Annotated in this window: 20 protein-coding genes, 3 tRNA genes and 1 pseudogene; 21 read left to right on the top strand and 3 right to left on the bottom strand. The window is 40.0% G+C overall.

Translation table 11 applies throughout. The features are described 5' to 3' along the window. Positions 1-117: 117 nt before the first annotated feature. The 4 genes from BHF68_RS05660 (at position 118) to BHF68_RS05645 (ending at position 781) form a co-directional block, all read left to right on the top strand. Positions 118-193, top strand: a tRNA-Met gene (locus tag BHF68_RS05660). Positions 194-197: 4 nt separating this feature from the next. Further along, positions 198-272 (top strand) — tRNA-Glu (locus BHF68_RS05655). 65 nt (positions 273-337) lie between these two features. Next, positions 338-414: transfer RNA gene (locus BHF68_RS05650), tRNA-Ile, on the top strand. 175 nt (positions 415-589) lie between these two features. Continuing rightward, positions 590-781: a PLDc N-terminal domain-containing protein gene (locus tag BHF68_RS05645; protein WP_436796439.1), complete on the top strand. Its 192-nt coding sequence runs from the start codon at positions 590-592 to the stop codon at positions 779-781. A gap of 129 nt (positions 782-910) precedes the next feature. On the opposite strand, the gene BHF68_RS05640 is transcribed toward BHF68_RS05645, so the two are convergent. Beyond that, the gene (locus BHF68_RS05640) at positions 911-1,669 is read right to left on the bottom strand and encodes an ATP-binding protein (protein ID WP_069642682.1); all 759 of its coding nucleotides are present in this window, start codon (positions 1,667-1,669) and stop codon (positions 911-913) included. Positions 1,670-1,900: 231 nt separating this feature from the next. Further along, on the bottom strand, positions 1,901-2,416 hold the full coding sequence (locus tag BHF68_RS05635) for a superoxide dismutase family protein (protein ID WP_069642681.1): 516 nt from the start codon (positions 2,414-2,416) through the stop codon (positions 1,901-1,903). A 158-nt stretch (positions 2,417-2,574) separates the two neighbouring features. On the opposite strand from BHF68_RS05635, the gene BHF68_RS05630 reads away from it, so the two are divergent. From BHF68_RS05630 to BHF68_RS05555, 17 genes are all read left to right on the top strand, one after another. Next, positions 2,575-3,126: a GDSL-type esterase/lipase family protein gene (locus BHF68_RS05630; protein WP_176719886.1), complete on the top strand. Its 552-nt coding sequence runs from the start codon at positions 2,575-2,577 to the stop codon at positions 3,124-3,126. Between the two features lie 81 nt (positions 3,127-3,207). Further along, complete coding sequence (locus BHF68_RS05625) at positions 3,208-3,633, top strand: DUF2680 domain-containing protein (RefSeq protein ID WP_069642679.1); 426 nt, start codon at positions 3,208-3,210, stop codon at positions 3,631-3,633. Positions 3,634-3,960: 327 nt separating this feature from the next. After that, complete coding sequence (locus BHF68_RS05620; protein ID WP_069642678.1) at positions 3,961-4,437, top strand: RrF2 family transcriptional regulator; 477 nt, start codon at positions 3,961-3,963, stop codon at positions 4,435-4,437. Between the two features lie 46 nt (positions 4,438-4,483). After that, positions 4,484-5,854, top strand: a complete 1,371-nt coding sequence (locus BHF68_RS05615) for a cytochrome ubiquinol oxidase subunit I (protein ID WP_069642677.1) — start codon at positions 4,484-4,486, stop codon at positions 5,852-5,854. Next, positions 5,854-6,870, top strand: coding sequence for a cytochrome d ubiquinol oxidase subunit II (gene cydB / locus BHF68_RS05610; RefSeq protein ID WP_069642676.1), 1,017 nt, complete (start codon positions 5,854-5,856; stop codon positions 6,868-6,870). Before BHF68_RS05615 ends, cydB begins: the two co-directional genes overlap by 1 nt. A gap of 9 nt (positions 6,871-6,879) precedes the next feature. After that, positions 6,880-8,631 carry a thiol reductant ABC exporter subunit CydD gene (gene cydD, locus BHF68_RS05605; RefSeq protein WP_069642675.1) on the top strand — a complete coding sequence of 584 codons (1,752 nt, stop codon included), beginning with the start codon at positions 6,880-6,882 and terminating at the stop codon, positions 8,629-8,631. After that, positions 8,628-10,346 (top strand): thiol reductant ABC exporter subunit CydC, encoded by a 1,719-nt coding sequence (gene cydC / locus BHF68_RS05600; protein ID WP_069642674.1) that lies wholly within the window; start codon positions 8,628-8,630, stop codon positions 10,344-10,346. Before cydD ends, cydC begins: the two co-directional genes overlap by 4 nt. 100 nt (positions 10,347-10,446) lie before the next feature. Next, the gene (locus BHF68_RS05595) at positions 10,447-11,667 is read left to right on the top strand and encodes a DNA polymerase IV (protein ID WP_069642673.1); all 1,221 of its coding nucleotides are present in this window, start codon (positions 10,447-10,449) and stop codon (positions 11,665-11,667) included. Positions 11,668-11,694: 27 nt separating this feature from the next. After that, entirely contained in the window at positions 11,695-12,147 is a 453-nt protein-coding gene (locus BHF68_RS05590) for a hypothetical protein (protein WP_069642672.1), read from the top strand. A gap of 102 nt (positions 12,148-12,249) precedes the next feature. Next, entirely contained in the window at positions 12,250-13,131 is an 882-nt protein-coding gene (locus BHF68_RS05585) for a diacylglycerol/lipid kinase family protein (RefSeq protein WP_069642671.1), read from the top strand. A 75-nt stretch (positions 13,132-13,206) separates the two neighbouring features. Further along, positions 13,207-13,560 carry a potassium channel family protein gene (locus tag BHF68_RS05580; RefSeq protein WP_084019234.1) on the top strand — a complete coding sequence of 118 codons (354 nt, stop codon included), beginning with the start codon at positions 13,207-13,209 and terminating at the stop codon, positions 13,558-13,560. Positions 13,561-13,647: 87 nt separating this feature from the next. After that, the gene (gene ruvC / locus BHF68_RS05575; protein WP_069642670.1) at positions 13,648-14,142 is read left to right on the top strand and encodes a crossover junction endodeoxyribonuclease RuvC; all 495 of its coding nucleotides are present in this window, start codon (positions 13,648-13,650) and stop codon (positions 14,140-14,142) included. Between the two features lie 54 nt (positions 14,143-14,196). Then, complete coding sequence (gene ruvA / locus BHF68_RS05570) at positions 14,197-14,838, top strand: Holliday junction branch migration protein RuvA (RefSeq protein ID WP_069642669.1); 642 nt, start codon at positions 14,197-14,199, stop codon at positions 14,836-14,838. A gap of 30 nt (positions 14,839-14,868) precedes the next feature. Next, positions 14,869-15,867, top strand: coding sequence for a Holliday junction branch migration DNA helicase RuvB (gene ruvB / locus BHF68_RS05565; protein ID WP_069642668.1), 999 nt, complete (start codon positions 14,869-14,871; stop codon positions 15,865-15,867). Positions 15,868-15,930: 63 nt separating this feature from the next. After that, complete coding sequence (locus tag BHF68_RS15810; RefSeq protein ID WP_141706237.1) at positions 15,931-16,152, top strand: DUF2905 domain-containing protein; 222 nt, start codon at positions 15,931-15,933, stop codon at positions 16,150-16,152. A gap of 358 nt (positions 16,153-16,510) precedes the next feature. Then, positions 16,511-16,777, top strand: a complete 267-nt coding sequence (locus BHF68_RS05560; RefSeq protein ID WP_069642667.1) for a hypothetical protein — start codon at positions 16,511-16,513, stop codon at positions 16,775-16,777. Further along, entirely contained in the window at positions 16,774-17,154 is a 381-nt protein-coding gene (locus BHF68_RS05555) for a retropepsin-like aspartic protease (protein WP_069642666.1), read from the top strand. Before BHF68_RS05560 ends, BHF68_RS05555 begins: the two co-directional genes overlap by 4 nt. Positions 17,155-17,641: 487 nt before the next feature. On the opposite strand, the pseudogene BHF68_RS05550 reads toward BHF68_RS05555, so the two are convergent. Continuing rightward, a pseudogene (locus tag BHF68_RS05550) lies at positions 17,642-17,843 on the bottom strand (IS256 family transposase); the annotation flags it as partial.

Genomic DNA, 17,843 nt, shown 5'->3' with positions numbered 1-17,843 from the left:
GCGCCGATGGTACTTGGGGTGAAGACCCCTGGGAGAGTAGGACGTTGCCAGGCTAAGCAATTTAATACTTGCTTTACAGTGACATATATGATACAATAATAGATGTCGCTGAAATGACGCGGGGTGGAGCAGTTGGTAGCTCGTCGGGCTCATAACCCGAAGGTCACAGGTTCAAGTCCTGTCCCCGCAACCATATTGGCCCGTTGGTCAAGCGGTTAAGACACCGCCCTTTCACGGCGGTAACAGGGGTTCGATTCCCCTACGGGTCACCAAATTGATAGAGGTTGGACTAGCGTCTAACCTCTAAAAAATTGATAGTTTTTAATTTAATAGATTTGGGTCTATAGCTCAGCTGGTTAGAGCGCACGCCTGATAAGCGTGAGGTCGGTGGTTCAAGTCCACTTAGACCCACCACTAAAGATCATACTGATGACAATCTGTATGGTCTTTTTTAGTTTAATATCTGAAACATTATTTAATAGTTTTACGTATTAAAAGTATAATTGCTTTAGTATACTTATACCTAATGATAGTAATAAATCTAAAGCTGGAGGGAGAATATAAAATGATGACAGCAATGGGTTTTTCTATGGCTGCCTTTTCCTTTGTGATTATTTTTATTTTTGGAATAATATTATTGAACATACTTACTAGCATCTGGGCTTATCGGGATGCTATAAGAAAAGGGAACAGTAAAGAGTATGCATTAATAGTCTTAGTAGCTACGTTGTTCTTTCCAATTATTGGGCTTATAATTTACCTCATTATAAGAAACGAATAATTATAAATTAAAAATGAGACACTGATAGCATGTAAGTGTGTAAAACACATTTGCATGCAAAGCAGTGTCTCTTCCTATTAAAGATGCTAACGAATATTAACATCTATTAACGTTTACTGATGTCTATTATTAACGTACTTGACCATCTACGCTGATAACTACTTCGTTATAGCTGATGTTTTTGCCAGATTGTGATAAGGCTTGTTTAGTTGCGGCAACTATTCCTCCACAACAAGGAACTTCCATGCGTGCCACTGTAACGCTCTTGATGCTTCCGTTAGCAAACATATGAGCCAGTTTTTCAGCATAATATTGATTGTCGTCAAGCTTAGGACAGCCAATTGCTACAACCTTACCTGTCATAAAATCTTTATGGAAATCTCCGTATGCATATGCTACACAGTCAGCAGCTACTAATAGGTCAGCATCTTGTAAATAGTCAGCAGCTGGGTTCAATAAGTTTAACTGTACAGGCCACTGGCGTAATTGAGATGGTCTTATAGAACCGTCATCGATTGACGATGCTTGTTGTTCAGAGTTTTGAGCTAATTTCTTCGCTTGCATGCCTGGGCATCCACCAAATGATGGAGCAGGTTTACTAGCGGTTGGCTCTTCTTTAGTTTGTAGTGCTGCAGGAATCTCGCGGCCCAATGATGTTAATAGCTCCTTAACAGCTTCTTCATCAAACTCAGCAGCTTCCCTTTCAATAATTTCAATAGCACCTGTAGGACATGCTGGCAAACAATCACCTAACCCATCACAGTACTTGTCGTCTAATAGCTTAGCTTTTCCATCAACCATCTGGATAGCAGCCTCGTGACATGCTTGTACACATAGCTCACAGCCGTTACATAGTTCTTCGTGTATATGAACAATTTTTCTTTTCATAATAAGTCACCTTCCTAATTTCTTTTATGATTTTTGTAATCACTAGATTATTTATCTTCTGTATGCAATTATACAAGAAAACTACTTTAATCGTTATGAAAAATATCACAGTTACCTGAGATAATTATGACAAATATAATGAGCGTATTATCCAAATGCAAAAAAAAGCCCTTTCCTTTATAGGAAAAGACTTAATTAGGAGAAGAAACTAAATTTAAATACATGATTTGATTAGAGAAATTGACAGTTTACACATGATGGATTAATTGGCTCAAGCCATTGTATAAGACCACAGGCCAGGCGTTTTCCAGCATCACCTGCTGGCTGTGAGCGGTAGTCATCTGGGTTTTTGTGAATAATTATAGATTTACCGATAGCCTCCGCCACATCAAATTTATTTGTAAAAAAACTCATGCGGGCATAACCATCATTGGAAAATAGAACTGGAAAGTCACCAGCATGATTTCCATGCGGTTGACCCCTTGGTGCCCAATGTTGACCTGCTGCTTGAAATGGGTCTTCAGGGTCACCGACTTCACAGCTACCAACTTCATGTATGTGAAAGCCATGTGGCCCAATTGGATTTTCGTCATTTGTGGCAGGTTGATATTGTGGAAGGCCCTCAACCTCTACAAATACCTCCGTTCCTCCAGGTACACTCATTAAATAGACAATCCCACGCAAGTCAGGAGCCAAAGGTCCACCTTTTAAATATGCTACAGCAGTCTTGCTATTTTCATAGTTCATTTACTAAGTACCTCCGCTTAAATAACTGTTATTTTATAACACATATAGATGTATTTATAGTACGCAAGGGTACATAAAATGGGCACAAATATAGCTTGTTTTTTAAAAGATTTTCTTATTAAATAGTAGGTATAATGAAAACTGCGGAGGTGTTATTTTTGAAATTAGTAGGATTAGGTGATTCGATAACTGAGGGATATCCATTTAGTAAAGAAGATTCTTGGTTTAATATTGTATGCAAACGTCTAACAGTTGAGTATTGTAATATGGGTATCAATGGAGATTTGACGGCGGGCATGTTATATAGGGTTAGAGAAGCATTAGCAGTAAATCCAGATGTTATTATTGTACTTGGAGGCACAAATGATGCATTTCATCACTTGCCACTTGAGGTAGTTCAGATGAATATAGAGGGAATTATTCAGCAGATTAGGAACAGTTCTAAAGCCGTTTCGATTATTCTCGGATTACCAATACCCATTGATGATACGTATGAAGAGTCTTTACTTGAGCAGTATAGATTATGGATGAAAAACTATGCAATTGAAGAAAACATCCCTGTAATCGACTTTTATGCAGCCTTAGTAGACCCTAAGACAAATGCGATAAAAGCAGAATATGATTATGATGGCTGCCACCCTAATAAATTGGGTCATAATAAGATGGCTGAGGTTGCTGAGGTAGTTATTAGAATGAACAAAAAAATATAACACTATCTCCATAAATTCTGCAAACTTTATGGATACTATAAGAGTGCAATATACTATAAAATAACAAAAAGAGGTGATACGATGAAGAAAACTATTTTGCTTTTTGTTGCATTAGCTGCTGTCGTGGTTTTCACAGTTCCAGGGGTGCTTGCAACAACGGAATCAACAGGAAGCCAACAGATTGATCCTATAAACCAAGAGATTTTAGACTTACGTATGGAGCTGGTAGACAGATACTTAGAGTCTGGACAACTTACGGAAGAACAAGCTACGCTTATGAAAGAGCAATTTATAGCTGCTGCTATCGCAAGCAGTACTCAGCCTCAGAGCCGTGGCTTTGGTAGAGGGTGCTGTGCTACTGGAGGTGCAGCTGATGGTGGAGCAACTGCTGGTGTAGCGAGAGGATGCTGTGGAACTAGTGGTAATTCAGGGCTTGAAAGAGCTGACTGTTGTGAAATTGGTTCCGAAAATGCAAATTCACCAACGATTTCAATTCCAGGATTATAAAAGAAACATATGATTAGCTAAAGGAAGAGCAGACCTGATTTAGGTCTGCTCTTTTAGATGCAAAATAAACTTATAATCTTTTTAAAATTATGTGCAAATCGTATTGACAACAAGAAACAAATGAAATATATTTAAATCAAACATCACTATAATGGTATACTTTCAAAATATATTCACAAAAACTATGAATAAATTAAGGAAAATGTAGGTTGAAGTATACAAATATTTTAGTTTATTACATGTAATAATTGACAAATAGCACATGAGTGGAGTGTGATTTCAAAATTTGTTCATGATGACATTTTTGAACTAGTGTGAGGTGACGCTATGATATTTAACCAGGCAACAGACTATGGATTTCGTATTATATTATTTTTATCAAAGCAACCAGCTAGTAAACGGATTGAAGCAGTAGAAATAAGCGAAACAGAGTGTATTCCAGAACGATTTCTATTTAAAATCATGAGGAAGCTTTCAGCTCACGGTTTAGTAAAATCATTCCGAGGTGTTAATGGTGGTTTTACACTTGGGCGAAAACCTGAAGAGATAAAGATGTTAGATGTCGTAGAAGCTGTTGAAGGCCCAGTTTTTGTGAATGTATGTTTTAAGGGTAATAACCAATGCAGCAAAAGCGCTATTGGTTCCTGCGTCGTTCATCATGAACTAGCAAAGCTGAGGTACGATATATCCACTCGTCTTAAAAATATAGACTTCAAGACTTTAGTAGAAAAAGAACAGATTATGAAAGAAGGTGATGTGTTTTCTAGTTGTTCGGAGCCAGATGCAACTAATACAATTACCTAAGTTTTTGTGATTATCATGTTTAATTATAACAGGAGGTGTTTAATGTATGGAATTTTTTGATGTAGTTTTATTATCAAGACTGCAATTTACTTTAACTGCGATTATTCACTACTTTTTTGTACCATTAACGATTGGACTGGCGATTTTTATCGCTTACCTGGAGTTTAGGTATTGGCGAACAGGCGAGGCTCTTTACGATAAGATGGCACGCTTTTGGACGAAGCTATTCCTCGTTAACTTCGCCGTCGGAGTTGCTACAGGTATTACAATGGAGTTCCAATTTGGAACTAACTGGGCGGCATACTCGCGTTATGTAGGTGATATCTTTGGTGCACCGCTTGCTGCAGAAGGAGTCTTTGCATTCTTCTTAGAATCTGTATTTATTGGACTTTTAGTATTTGGTAGAGATAAAATTTCAAAGGGTATGCGTTTCTTCGCTGCTTTAATGGTAGCAATAGGTACAAATTTCTCGGCTTTCTGGATTATTGCAGCGAACTCCTGGATGCAAACTCCAGCAGGATACCGTATTAACGAAGAACTTGGCCGTGCAGAAATGACAAGCTTCTACGAAGTATTATTCAATCCTTCAACGTTAGTGAGATTATCTCACGTATTAGAGGGTGCATACATCACAGCTGCTTTCTTCATAATAGCTGTCAGTGCTTATTACTTACTTAACAAAAGAAATGTTGAACTTGCTAAATCATCAATGAAGTTTGCTGTAATATTTGGTCTAGTATTTGCTTTATTACAAGGTGCTTCTGGTCACTCCCACGCAGTATTAGTTGCTGAAACACAGCCAGAAAAGCTTGCTGCTTATGAGGCTCATTGGGAAACAGAAGAGCGTGCAGCGTTACTATTGTTCGCTATCCCTGATTATGAGAATGAAAGAAATAGATTTGAAATTGGCATACCAGGGGCACTAAGCTTACTAGCTCACAGCGACATTAATGCTCCTGTAACAGGGCTTAGAGAGTTCGCTCCAGAGGATCGCCCACCTGTTCTCGGGAACTTCATTTCCTTTAGAATCATGGTTGGAACAGGTACGCTAATTATATTCTGGATGATATTTTTAGCAGTACAAATGAAGCGTGGAAGGCTGTATGACAATGAACTGGTTCTTAAAGCGGCTGTATGGTTATTACCATTACCATACATTGCAAACACATTTGGCTGGATTGTTGCAGAATGGGGAAGACAGCCGTGGATTGTTTATGGACTATTAAGAACAGCCGATGCAGTTTCCCATTTAAGTGTAGCTGAAGTGTTGATTTCTCTAGTGTTATTTATCGCAATCTATGCATTCCTGTTATTCTTGATGATATTCTTAATGATTAGAGAAGTTAAGAAGTTCAATGTCGATATCGATACGACAATTGATCGTCCAATGGATTCTGGGAAGGAGGTCACTCTATAATGGATTTAAATGCGATTTGGTTTATACTGTTTGGTGTCTTGATTATTGGATATGCCATTCTTGATGGATTTGACCTTGGTATTGGTAGCTTGTTTCACTATCTAGGGAAAACAGAGGATGAAAAGAAAATTTTAATTAACTCCATCGGACCTGTATGGGATGGCAATGAAGTTTGGTTAATAACAGGTGGAGGAGCATTATTTGCAGCGTTTCCATTTGTATATGCTACAGTATTCAGTGGTTTTTATTTAGCAATGATGTTAGTGCTGTTCGGATTGATTTTCCGTGCAATAGGAATTGAGTATTACTTCAAGTTAGATGACGATAAGCCAATGCAAAAATTGATGGGTAATCTGTTCTTTATCGGTAGCTTCCTGCCAGCGTTATTGTTTGGTGTAGCTGTTGGTAATGTTGTTGTAGGAATCCCATTAGATGATATGCAGAATTATGCAGGTAGCTTCTTTGCTCTATTGAATCCATACGCTTTAATTCTTGGTGTTGTTGGTCTCTTAGGTTTCCTACTTCAGGGCGTTACCTATACGACGCTAAAGACTGAAGGGGATTTACAACAGCGCGCGATTGGACTAACGAGCAAGTTCTGTTGGTCATTACTTGGAGCATGGATAATTGGAACAGTAGCTACGTATTTCTTAGCTCCACATATGTTTACAAACCTTAATAACTTCCCTGTGCTGTTTGCAATTCCGTTAGCGACATTGCTTCTATTAGCTGCAATTCCAGTTCTTCTGAAGAAAGAAGCATATGGAAAGGTCTTTATAGCTAGCTCACTAATTATTGCAACTAAAATAATAACTGTTGCGGTGGGCTTGTTCCCGAACATGGTTATTGCAACGGATCCAGCTAGAAACTTAACCATCTACAATGCATCATCAACTGATCTTACATTAACGGTTATGTTAATAATCGCACTGATCGGGGTACCTATTGTTTTAGCTTACACTACCTATGTGTATTATGTATTCCGCGGTAAAGCGACCGTTGAGCGTCACTACTAATAGATAAATATGCTTGATAAGCGTTTAAACCAGGAGGTACAAAATCATAAATGGATTTTTGCCTTCCTGGTTTGCTTTGCTGTTATTGGTGGTGTCTTAGCGATTGGGCAAGGGTATATGATAGCAACTATTGTAGATGCAGTATTTTTACAAGGACAGGGATTACAGTCAACCTGGGGCATGCTATGGCTACTGTTAGCTGTTTTCATTGGTAGGGGGACTATTAGCTATGGTAATAGTAGACTCAGTAGTCGACTTGCTACCATTGTAAAAGGTAGTATACGTGAACGGCTATTAGTAAAGCTTTCGAAAACTGAACCAGGACAGCTTTTTCGTCATAAAACAGGGCAAATAATTAGCGTCATGACCGATGCAATTGACCATCTAGACGGATACTATAGTCGTTACTTGCCACAGCTATTACAGGCAGCTATTATTCCGCCGATGATTCTAATCGTTGTATTTTCCTTTAACATTTATTCAGGGCTGATTATGCTGGTTACGGCTCCGTTAATTCCCGTGTTTATGGTGATTATCGGCAACATGGCGGACAAAAAAGCCCGTCAACAGATGGATAGCCTTGTGCGGTTTTCAGGGCACTTTTTGGATGTGCTACAGGGACTTGCAACACTGAAGATTTTTGGCAGAAGTAAGCAGCAGCGACAAAAGATTGTTGAAATGAGTAATAACTTTCGCGATACAACGATGGATGTATTGAAAATAGCCTTTTTGTCTGCTTTAATGCTAGAGATACTTGCGACTATTAGTACAGCAATGATTGCCGTAGAGGTCGGCTTAAGGTTAGTATATGGCCATTTAACTTTTCATACTGCATTTTTCATTTTATTATTAGCACCTGAATTATATCTTCCGTTGAAGAACCTTGGAAGTAGTTTCCACACAGGTAGAAATAGTATAGCTGCAGCGGAAAAAGTCTGGGACGTCTTAGACGAGTCTGATGTAAAGCCTGTTTGGGGTGAGAGTGACTTTGCTGTTGCTGACGAACAATGGCAACGAAATAAGCGACCTGGTGCTATTGCGATAGAAAATGTGTCATTTTCCTATATGGAACATATACCAGTACTAAAGAATATTAATTTGAACATCAACGCAGGTGAACGAATTGCCATCATTGGTAGAAGTGGGTCTGGAAAAACAACACTACTAAAGGTTTTATTGGGTCTTATACCACCAAGCGAAGGTAGAATTTTGATAAATGACATTCCACTATCATCATTTAAAGAAGACGTTTGGCGCGCAAATGTTGCATATGTATCCCAAGAGCCCTATCTATTCTCGGGTACAGTAGCTGAGAACATTGCAATTGGTAGGGAGGATGCCAGTACTCAGGATATTATGATGGCAGGTCAGCTTGCTGGTGTTGATAGATTTGTTAAGGAGCTATCCAGAGGTTACGATACTCCAGTTGGTGAAGGAGGACGTGGTTTGTCTGGTGGTGAGAAGCAGCGTGTAGCTCTTGCTAGGGCATTTCTAAAGCAGGCTCCAATTGTTATCCTCGATGAGCCTACCGCTGGACTCGATGTAGAAACAGAGCACTTCTTACAGCAGGCGATGGAAACACTATGTCAGCAGGCGACGGTGATTACGGTTGCACACAGACTGCAAACTGTTATGAAAGCAGATCGGATTATCTTATTAACGGATGGAGAAATTGCTGCCATAGGCAATCATGAACAACTATTAGGTAGCTCTGAGTTGTATCGTCAAATTGTTTCCGTATATCGAGGTGACCGTCTATGAGAGAGCTTGGAACAGTAATAAAACTGATGGTGACGGAGAAGAAGAACATATTTCTTGCCATAGTATTTGGGTTTCTTGCTGCAATCAGTTCTGTCGGTTTGATGGGTACAGGGGGTTACTTGATTTCACAGGCAGCCTTACAGCCACCTTTATATACACTTACAATAACAATAGTGAGTGTTCGCTTCTTTGGATTAGCACGTGCAGGTGCTAGGTATGTAGAGCGCTATGTTTCCCATAAAGCGACATTCTCAATCCTGGGAAAATTACGGGTTTACTTTTATGATAAAATGGAGCCCTTAGCACCAGCTATTTTTATGAACTATCGCAGCGGTGATATCTTGTCTCGAGTCGTAGCAGATGTTGAGAGTCTACAATACTTTTTCCTGCGGGTCGTATATCCACCGTTGGTTATGCTTGTTGTCTTCCTGGCTACAGGTATATTACTGCTTACATTTTCCTGGCAGATGGCGATTGCGTTAATCGGAGGTTTATTAATAGTCGGGATACTCTTGCCAGCGCTTTTAACCTATGCTACTAAGAACAACGGCTACCAGCTACGGCACAAGCGCTCGGAGCTATCTAGTCAAGCGACGGAATTCTTCTTTGGCTTTGTCGATTTGAAAATGAATCGTCAGTTGAAGCACAAGCAATCAGAGCTTGAACATACTTCAAGGGAATTGATTAAAGAGCAGGAGAAGAATAGTAATATCACAGGTGTAGGTGAAAGTCTTGCCTTGGTAGGATCTTTCTTAACAGCCTGGGTAGTTTTAATTATTGGAATTGTGCTAGTTGAAGCTGGACATATTAACGGTGTTTTTCTAGCTATGCTTGTATTAGTGGCATTGACTGTCTTTGAAGCGGCAACACCAGTCGCAGCCCTGCCGAGCCATTTAGAGGAAAGTAGGATTGCGGCTAGCCGACTCTTTAACCTGACAGGACAACAGCCTATACAGCTCGAGCAGCAACTAATACAGGATGTGGATGACAAGACACCTGTTCCTATCGCATTTCAGAATGTACACTTTGCCTATCCGAACGAGGAGCGCAAGGCGTTACAGGGTATAAATTATACATTAGAGCCTGGCAAGAAGGTAGCTATAGTTGGTCCGAGCGGCTCTGGAAAGAGTAGCATTGTCAATTTGCTGTTGAAGTATTATGAATCATTTGAAGGTTCAATTCGTTTAGGAGAAATTGAGTTAGCTAATTATACACCAGAAGCAGCGCGACAGTTTTTTGGCGTTGTTTCACAGGCGAATCACTTCTTCCATGCATCTGTCCGACAGAACTTACTGCTAGCAAAACCACAGGCGACTGATGAGGAGCTAGCACAGGTATTAGCTCAGGTGCAGCTTGAGCATATTTCCTTAGACGACATCCTCAGTGAAAAGGGTGCATCATTATCAGGAGGAGAACGACAACGTCTAGCGATTGCGCGCATGATTTTGAAAGATGCGCCGATGCTATTGCTGGATGAACCGACTACGGGGCTTGACTCGATAACGGAACAGGAAGTACTGTCAGTTCTCTGGCCACAAATTGCAAAGAAATCCGTCATCTATATTACCCATAGACTTGTAGGCTTAGAAAAAATGGATGAGATTCTAGTGATAAACAAAGGGCAGATTATCGAGCAGGGAAGCTTTGCGGAGCTAATGCATAATCAAGGCTACTTCTACCAGCTAAAACAACTAGAAGCAGAGAGAATCGGTTAAAACATAAGTTGCATAAGAACATCTGTTTTGTTATATTATATAAAGAACAGATGTTCTTTTTGTTGTGTTTTCATTTGAATATATATTCGGAGATGATTTGATGGAGACAATCTTATTAGCGGATATGAACTCCTTCTTTGCTTCTGTGGAGCAGGCACTTAATCCAGAGCTTAAGGGAAAGCCTGTGATTGTTTGTGGAGATCCAGCTAAGCGCCATGGAATTACTCTAGCTGCTAGTCGTGAGGCGAAGAAACATGGAATAAAAACGGCGATGGCCTGCTGGGAGGCGTTGAATCTGTGTCCTGACGCTATTGTTGTTCGCCCACAAATGGCTAGATATGTAGAGGCTTCCATGGCAATTATTGAAATTGCTAAAGAGTATTCACCCCTTGTTGAACCTTTCTCCATAGATGAGTTGTTTATCGATACGAAGGGGACGGAAAAGTTATTTGGTTCCTCTGTTGATGTGGCCCATAAATTTCGCAAGCATGTAAGGGAAGTGGTGGGTGTTCCTTGTTCAATAGGAATTGCTCCTAACAAGCTGCTGGCAAAGGTTTGCTGTGACGTAGAAGCGAAGAAAAGTGCGACAGGGGTTGCTATCTGGTCTATAGAAGACATTCCAAACAAGCTTTGGCCAAGACCTGTAAAAGACTTGTTTGGCGTTGGTAACCGTATGGAGCGGAATTTTCGTAACATGGGCATCACTACGATTGGAACGCTAGCGAACTACCCGCTGGAGCTATTGAAAAAGAAGTACGGCATTATGGGAGAGGTATATCACTTGTCGGCCAATGGAATCGATTCATCACCTGTAACGCCGCATTCCCATGATGGAGTCAAAGGGATTGGGCACTCCGTTACCCTGCCCAAGGACTATTATTGCTGGGATGAGACGAAGGTTGTACTGCGAGAGATTACTGAGGAAGTATGCTGTAGAGCGCGTAGGAAAGGCAAGATTGGCAAAACCGTTTCCCTCTACGTTCGTGGAGTCGATTTAATATCTAGTGTTCATCGTTCAAAGTCATTGGCGACCTATAGCAATCTGGCAACGGATGTATATCCCCTTGTAGAATGGCTATTTCAAAAGCACTGGGGTCATCATCCCGTGCGGGCAGTCCAAATTTCTCTGTCGAACCTTATGGATGATGAGGCGTTGCAGCTAGAGGTATTTCATGACCGTATTGCCGAGCGCTCCCTTGCCTATACCATTGACAATATTCGCTATCGGTATGGGAAAACTGCTATTTTCAAAGCATCTTCATTAGATGAAGGCGGGCTATACCATGAACGCTCTGGATTGATTGGTGGACATAAGGCGTAAAAAGATAACAAAGGTGGCGGATGGTAAATGAAAGACAGCTTTACTAACAATTGTCCACGGGGATTGAATCGAGGAAATAAGCTATATGAAGGTCATCGAATGATGCTACCCGAGCATAAGGAAAAAGTCATTGAGAGTAAACGCAGGGATTATAGCTATGCTCAGAAGGAAATCGTTGTCCAGGAAGAGGAGGACAAGGAGCAAGCTGTTCGCAAAGCCATAGAAACAGGCTGTATAGTAGAAATTTGTTGGCAGGAGACCATTAACCCGATAAAGCTTAACCCAGAGGAATACGCAGCGTATCTCCACAAGGTGTTTAATCCAAAGGCTGTAAGGGAAACTGAGATACGAACAGAACAGGGTAGAATTGCAGGAATCTTTTCCGCTCAGGGAATGCTCAAATGCAAGTTGCGCTCAGGCAATCAGCTTATTCCGATTGAAAGCCTTTTGTATATTAGAGAGATATCAGCTAGCTACTAATAGCTATTGAAATAGGAGATGCAGTACATTGACAGTCCTTGCCAAATAAAATAACATGAAGGATATATAAATTGTTGTTGAATTTTAAAAGGGTGGAGACGCATGGATAAAATTGCATTGTTTTATAATCCTGTAGCGGGCGGAGGGACCTTTCATACTCGCTTAGATACAATTATCAGTATTATGCAAGAAGCTGGTCTGCAGGTCGTTCCTTGGAGAATTCGGAACAATAAGCAGCTTCTTACAGATATGGCAGCGATGGATTTAGAAGGCTTTCATACCATTATAGCTGCGGGCGGTGATGGTACAGTGCATGGAGTTGTAAATGCAATGATGCACCTCGGTATCAAAGTGCCACTAGGGATTTTCCCAATTGGCACAGCCAACGATACAGCTAGGAACTTAGGTATTTCAACTGACTTAGAGGGATATTGCAGAGTTATCACGGACGGTCAGGCAGAGCCAGTTGATTTAGGAAAGATTAATCAATCATATTTCATTAATATTGCCTCTGCAGGATTCATGACAGAGGTTGCTCACCAGGTAAGCCCGAAGTCGAAAAACCTGTTAGGTAAAGGAGCATATTACTTAAGTGGAGCGTTGAAATTATCTGAGATGAAATCCTTTGAGCTAAGGGTAGAGGTAGACGGACAAAGCTTTATCTGCAATGCATTTTTGTTTTTGTTGCTTAATGGCAAAGGTGCTGGAGGATTTAATGAAATTGTTCCGACTGCTGCTATGCAGGATGGCTTGTTAGATTTAATGATTATAAAGGACGGATCCCCTGCTCAATTGTTATCTGCATTGCGTAAAAGTCTCGTTGGTGAGCATTTAGAGGACTCCGTCATTATCTATGTACAAGGCAAGAAGTTTCGTCTAGAAACAACTCCTAATATAGAGACAGATCTCGATGGAGAAGCAGGACATCCGTTACCATGGGACATAGAAGTGATAAAGCACGGTATCCAAGTAAGAGTACCATAAATAATATGTCTTATTCTAAAGCAGAGGGCATGCATCATAAAATAGTATTATACTATTGATGAATGGGGTTTTCTGGTGAGTAGGCAAAAGAAATTAGAATTAATGAAAAGCCAATTTTTATTTCTGTTAGCAGTATATATTAATGTCGTGATACTGTTTGCATTATTGTACTCGCTATTTGATATAGTTAATTTAGGTTCTCTGGTTGATCATTATAACGGTAGCTATAAATTGAATGAACCAATGAATGCGGGCTCGACAAGAGTGCTGAATGCACTATATTTTAGCGTTATTACATTGTTCTCCATAGGGTATGGAGATGTTACGCCATTTGGACTTTCTAGATTTTTGGCTATAATACAAGCGATGCTGGGATACATACTGCCTGCAGTACTTGTAATACGATTTATGAAGATAAGTATAGATTAAATGATTAAATAGCGTTGCTAAATTGCGATGAAATTGATATGGTATGTATAGACGGGAACGTCAGTTTGTTAAAGAGGAGAATCCAAGTTGCGAATTCTAGGAATTGACCCAGGTACAGCGATTTTAGGATATGGGATTATAGATTCCGTTGGAAATCAGTTGAAGCCTGTTGACTATGGTTGTATTCGCACAGAAGCGAATACGGATATGCCAAGCAGACTTGGTATATTATACGAAGACCTTACAAGCTTAATAGAAACCTACAAGCCAGATGCAATGGCTGTTGAGGAGCTTTTTTTTAATCGAAACGTAACGACGGCAATTACTGTAGGACAGGCTCGGGGAGTTGTACTTTTAGCAGGAGTGCAAGCGAAGATGTCCGTGTTTGAATATACCCCCTTACAGGTAAAGCAGGCCATTTGTGGCTATGGGCGTGCCGATAAACAGCAAGTTCAGGAGATGGTCAAGATGTTTCTTAATCTGAAGGTAATACCTAAACCTGACGATGCGGCGGACGCATTAGCAGTAAGCATTTGCCATGCCCACTGTGCGCCGATACTTAGTAAGTTAAGTGGCAAATAGAATACATAAAATATAGTAAAGAACATAGTAAAGTCAAAGGTAGGTACCAGAAATATGATAGCTTTCATTGAAGGTAGAGTAGAAGAGATAGAATTTGACCATATAATTGTCAGTGCAGCTGGAGTCGGCTACTATATAAATACTCCAGGTAGTGTTTATGGGAAGATTAAAGAAGGCGATACAGTTACGATTTATACACACCAAAGCGTGCGCGAAGATGATATTTCTTTGTATGGGTTTATAGATAAAGCGGAGAAGAAGCTATTTAAGCTACTCATTCAAGTGTCGGGAATAGGCCCTAAGGTGGCCTTGAATATTGTCGGTGCGGCCGAGCTAGATAGACTCTATCAAGCTATTAAATTTGAGGATATGGCTTTTTTAGTAAAACTTCCTGGCATCGGTAAGAAAACAGCCCAGCGCATTGTTCTCGACTTAAAGGATAAGATAAAAGACATGCAGCCAGTGGCTTGTCAGGAATGGAAGATGGAAGTGCAGACCGATATCGTGACGCCGCGTGGTAATATATCGATGGTAATGCAGGATACGATGGCAGCCTTAGAAGCACTAGGCTATTCAACAAGGGAAGTAGAAAAGGTTATTGGTGATTTAATAGCTAATAATAATGATGCTGAGCGAACGACATGGACAGCGGATATATATATCAAAAAATGTCTGCAAAGATTAATGCAGGATTAAGTGATTTGACGCTGTTGAGGAGGAAAGAGCATGGAAGAACGAGTCATTTCTGCTAGACTAACGGAAGAAGATAATGAAGTAGAATATAGCCTGCGACCTAGATACCTAGCAGAATATATAGGACAAACGCGAGCCAAAGAAAACCTAAAGGTTTTTATCGAAGCGGCCAAAATGCGCAAGGAAGCCCTTGATCACGTACTACTATATGGACCACCAGGTCTCGGGAAGACAACCCTGTCTAATATCATAGCTAATGAGCTTGGTGTTAATATACGTACAACCTCGGGGCCAGCAATTGAGCGGCCTGGAGACTTAGCAGCAATCTTAACCAATTTACAGGAAAACGATGTGTTGTTTATCGATGAAATTCACCAGCTCCAGCGAAGTGTAGAGGAAGTTTTATACCCTGCCATGGAGGATTTTGCCCTCGATATTATTATCGGTAAAGGTCCAAGTGCTAGGTCTGTGAGACTTGAGCTAGCACCATTCACCCTAATTGGAGCAACAACGAGAGCGGGCAAGCTTTCTTCGCCGTTAAGGGACAGATTTGGAGTCGTAACGCGTTTGGAATACTACACAGACGATGAGCTTTATCAGATAGTCATTCGAGCGGCAGAGATTCTAAATGTACCAATTGATCAGAACGGCGCCATGGAAATTGCTAGGCGTTCTCGAGGCACCCCAAGGATAGCAAACCGTATGCTGAAGCGTGTTCGTGATGTGGCACAGGTGCGTGGTGAAGGAATTATTACCCTGGAAATAGCTCAGCTAGCGTTACAGATGATTCAGGTCGACGCTATTGGACTCGACCATGTTGACCACCGTTTACTAAAGACAATAATTACAAAATTCGCTGGCGGTCCTGTTGGGCTCGATACTATAGCAGCTACCATCGGCGAAGAGTCAGATACAATAGAAGATGTGTATGAACCTTATCTTTTGCAAATAGGATTTTTACAACGAACTCCTAGAGGAAGGGTTGTAACTCCTCAAGCCTATGAACATTTTGGAATTCCTATGCCTGAATAATGAGTATAATATAAACTACAGGATATACTATAGGATTAGGAAATGCAGTTAGGAGGTAATACTATCAACGATTTTGGACGTGTTCTCATCTATATAGGAATTGTACTTGTTATCGCTGGCTTGTTGTGGCAGGTGGGTGGAAGGTTTCTATCATTAGGGAGACTACCAGGGGACGTAGTGGTCGAAAGGGAGAATTTTCGCTTTTACTTCCCAATCGTCACATCCATAATCCTAAGCATTGTATTATCACTGATTTTTTGGATTATTTCATCATTTCGATCATAAGCTTACCATTGAGCGCTATGCTACTGAGCATAGCGTATTACTTTGTCCTCCTACATAGCTAGGGGGATTTTTTTGTTTAAAACAGCTTTCTATTTTTGTACTAACTGTTGAATTTTGACAAAATTTGCTGGAATAGCAGGAATAACATGGTAATGCGTCGAAGTGCTCATAATAAGTTGTCTAGAGTATGAGATTACCCACCTAATGTCGTGAATCCGCCCATACTAGCGGGATTCCCGACACTATGGTTCGGTAGTATATTAGTTATACAACATAGGAAGCAATTTCGCGCAAAGAATAGAAAAATACAAAAAAATATTATAGAATGTAATCAAAAGAAGGATTTGGGGTGATATATATGAAATGGCAAGACGTTAGAAACCAGTTTCCAGAAAAGTGGGTTTTAATTGAGGCGTTAAATGCAGAGTCATCAGAAAACAGAAGAAAGATTAAAGAGATGGCAGTAATTTCAGATTTCACCAAATCAGCAGATGCATGGAAAGAATATAAAAAGATACATTTAGAGGACAGAACAAGGGAATTGTATATATTTCACACTTGCAACGAAGATGTAGAAGTAACTGAAGAAAAATTTGTGGGCATACGAAGTGGGCGATACAATTGAAAATACGATTAGAAAATGGCTTGCCAATCGTATCGCTACGAATAGAATACCGGGATAAAAAAATAGAATTAGATAATGTTTTGATTGATACAGGTTCGTCAAATACGATTATTGATGCTGATTTAGCTGGTGACGTAGGAATTGAGATTGACCCAATTAAAGGTAAAGCTAAAAGAATGTATGGAGTAGGCGGAGAGAGTGAGTTGTGTTATGAACAACCAGTATCAAGATTAAAAATAGACTCAAAAATATTAGAAGAATTTAGATTGCAACTAGGAATTACTAGAGAGACTTATGGATTTGATGCAATATTAGGATCGGATTACTTTATATCACAAAAATCAATAATAGATTATAAAACATATTCGATTAAATAGTATGTATAGCAAACTACGTTGTATAACAACACATCTACGCTTAGTTGTCCGAGGAAATGCAAAGAAGTTAATACAGACAACACATGACCCAGCCTACATAAGAGCTATGTAAGGCTGGGTCACGTCGTAGATGCAAACCGTTATATGCAATAGCTAAAGAATACTGAAATCTACCAAATCATAAATCGAAAATGACAAATTTGAGGTGAAGTATAACTTGAAAAAAGAAAAGGAAGTGTAAATAATTTTGTGTAAATGGATTTTATATTAGAAAAATTCATTACTAAGTTCTACTAGATTATGGTTTTTAGTTTTCCATTAAGTGGGCATACTATACATGGCTCTTGCCCTGTTAGAGGATAAGGCACTGCTGGAGAGCAACCTGAGCGCTAACAAGGGATTCTGCCAGAAGGCGAGGGGACTTAGGATCCCCTCTTTTTTTGTCTTCTGGGAGAACAAAAGCGATAAACTCTGGGGCGAAGCCCCATCATTTCATTAGCTCTAATGCTATTCGTTCCTCAAAGTAAATCGCAAACTGAGATATGCATTCTTTCCATGTACGAATAGGCATTGTCCATTTCTTACTAGCTTCCATTGTTGCCAGGTACAGTATTTTTACTAACGATTCGTCAGTAGGATATGTGGTTTTATTCTTGGTCACTTTTCGTAGTTGTCTATGGTATCCTTCA

Source organism: Desulfuribacillus alkaliarsenatis, assembly GCF_001730225.1.
Classification (GTDB): domain Bacteria; phylum Bacillota; class Bacilli; order Desulfuribacillales; family Desulfuribacillaceae; genus Desulfuribacillus; species Desulfuribacillus alkaliarsenatis.
This window is presented reverse-complemented; position numbering and strand designations above follow the sequence as displayed.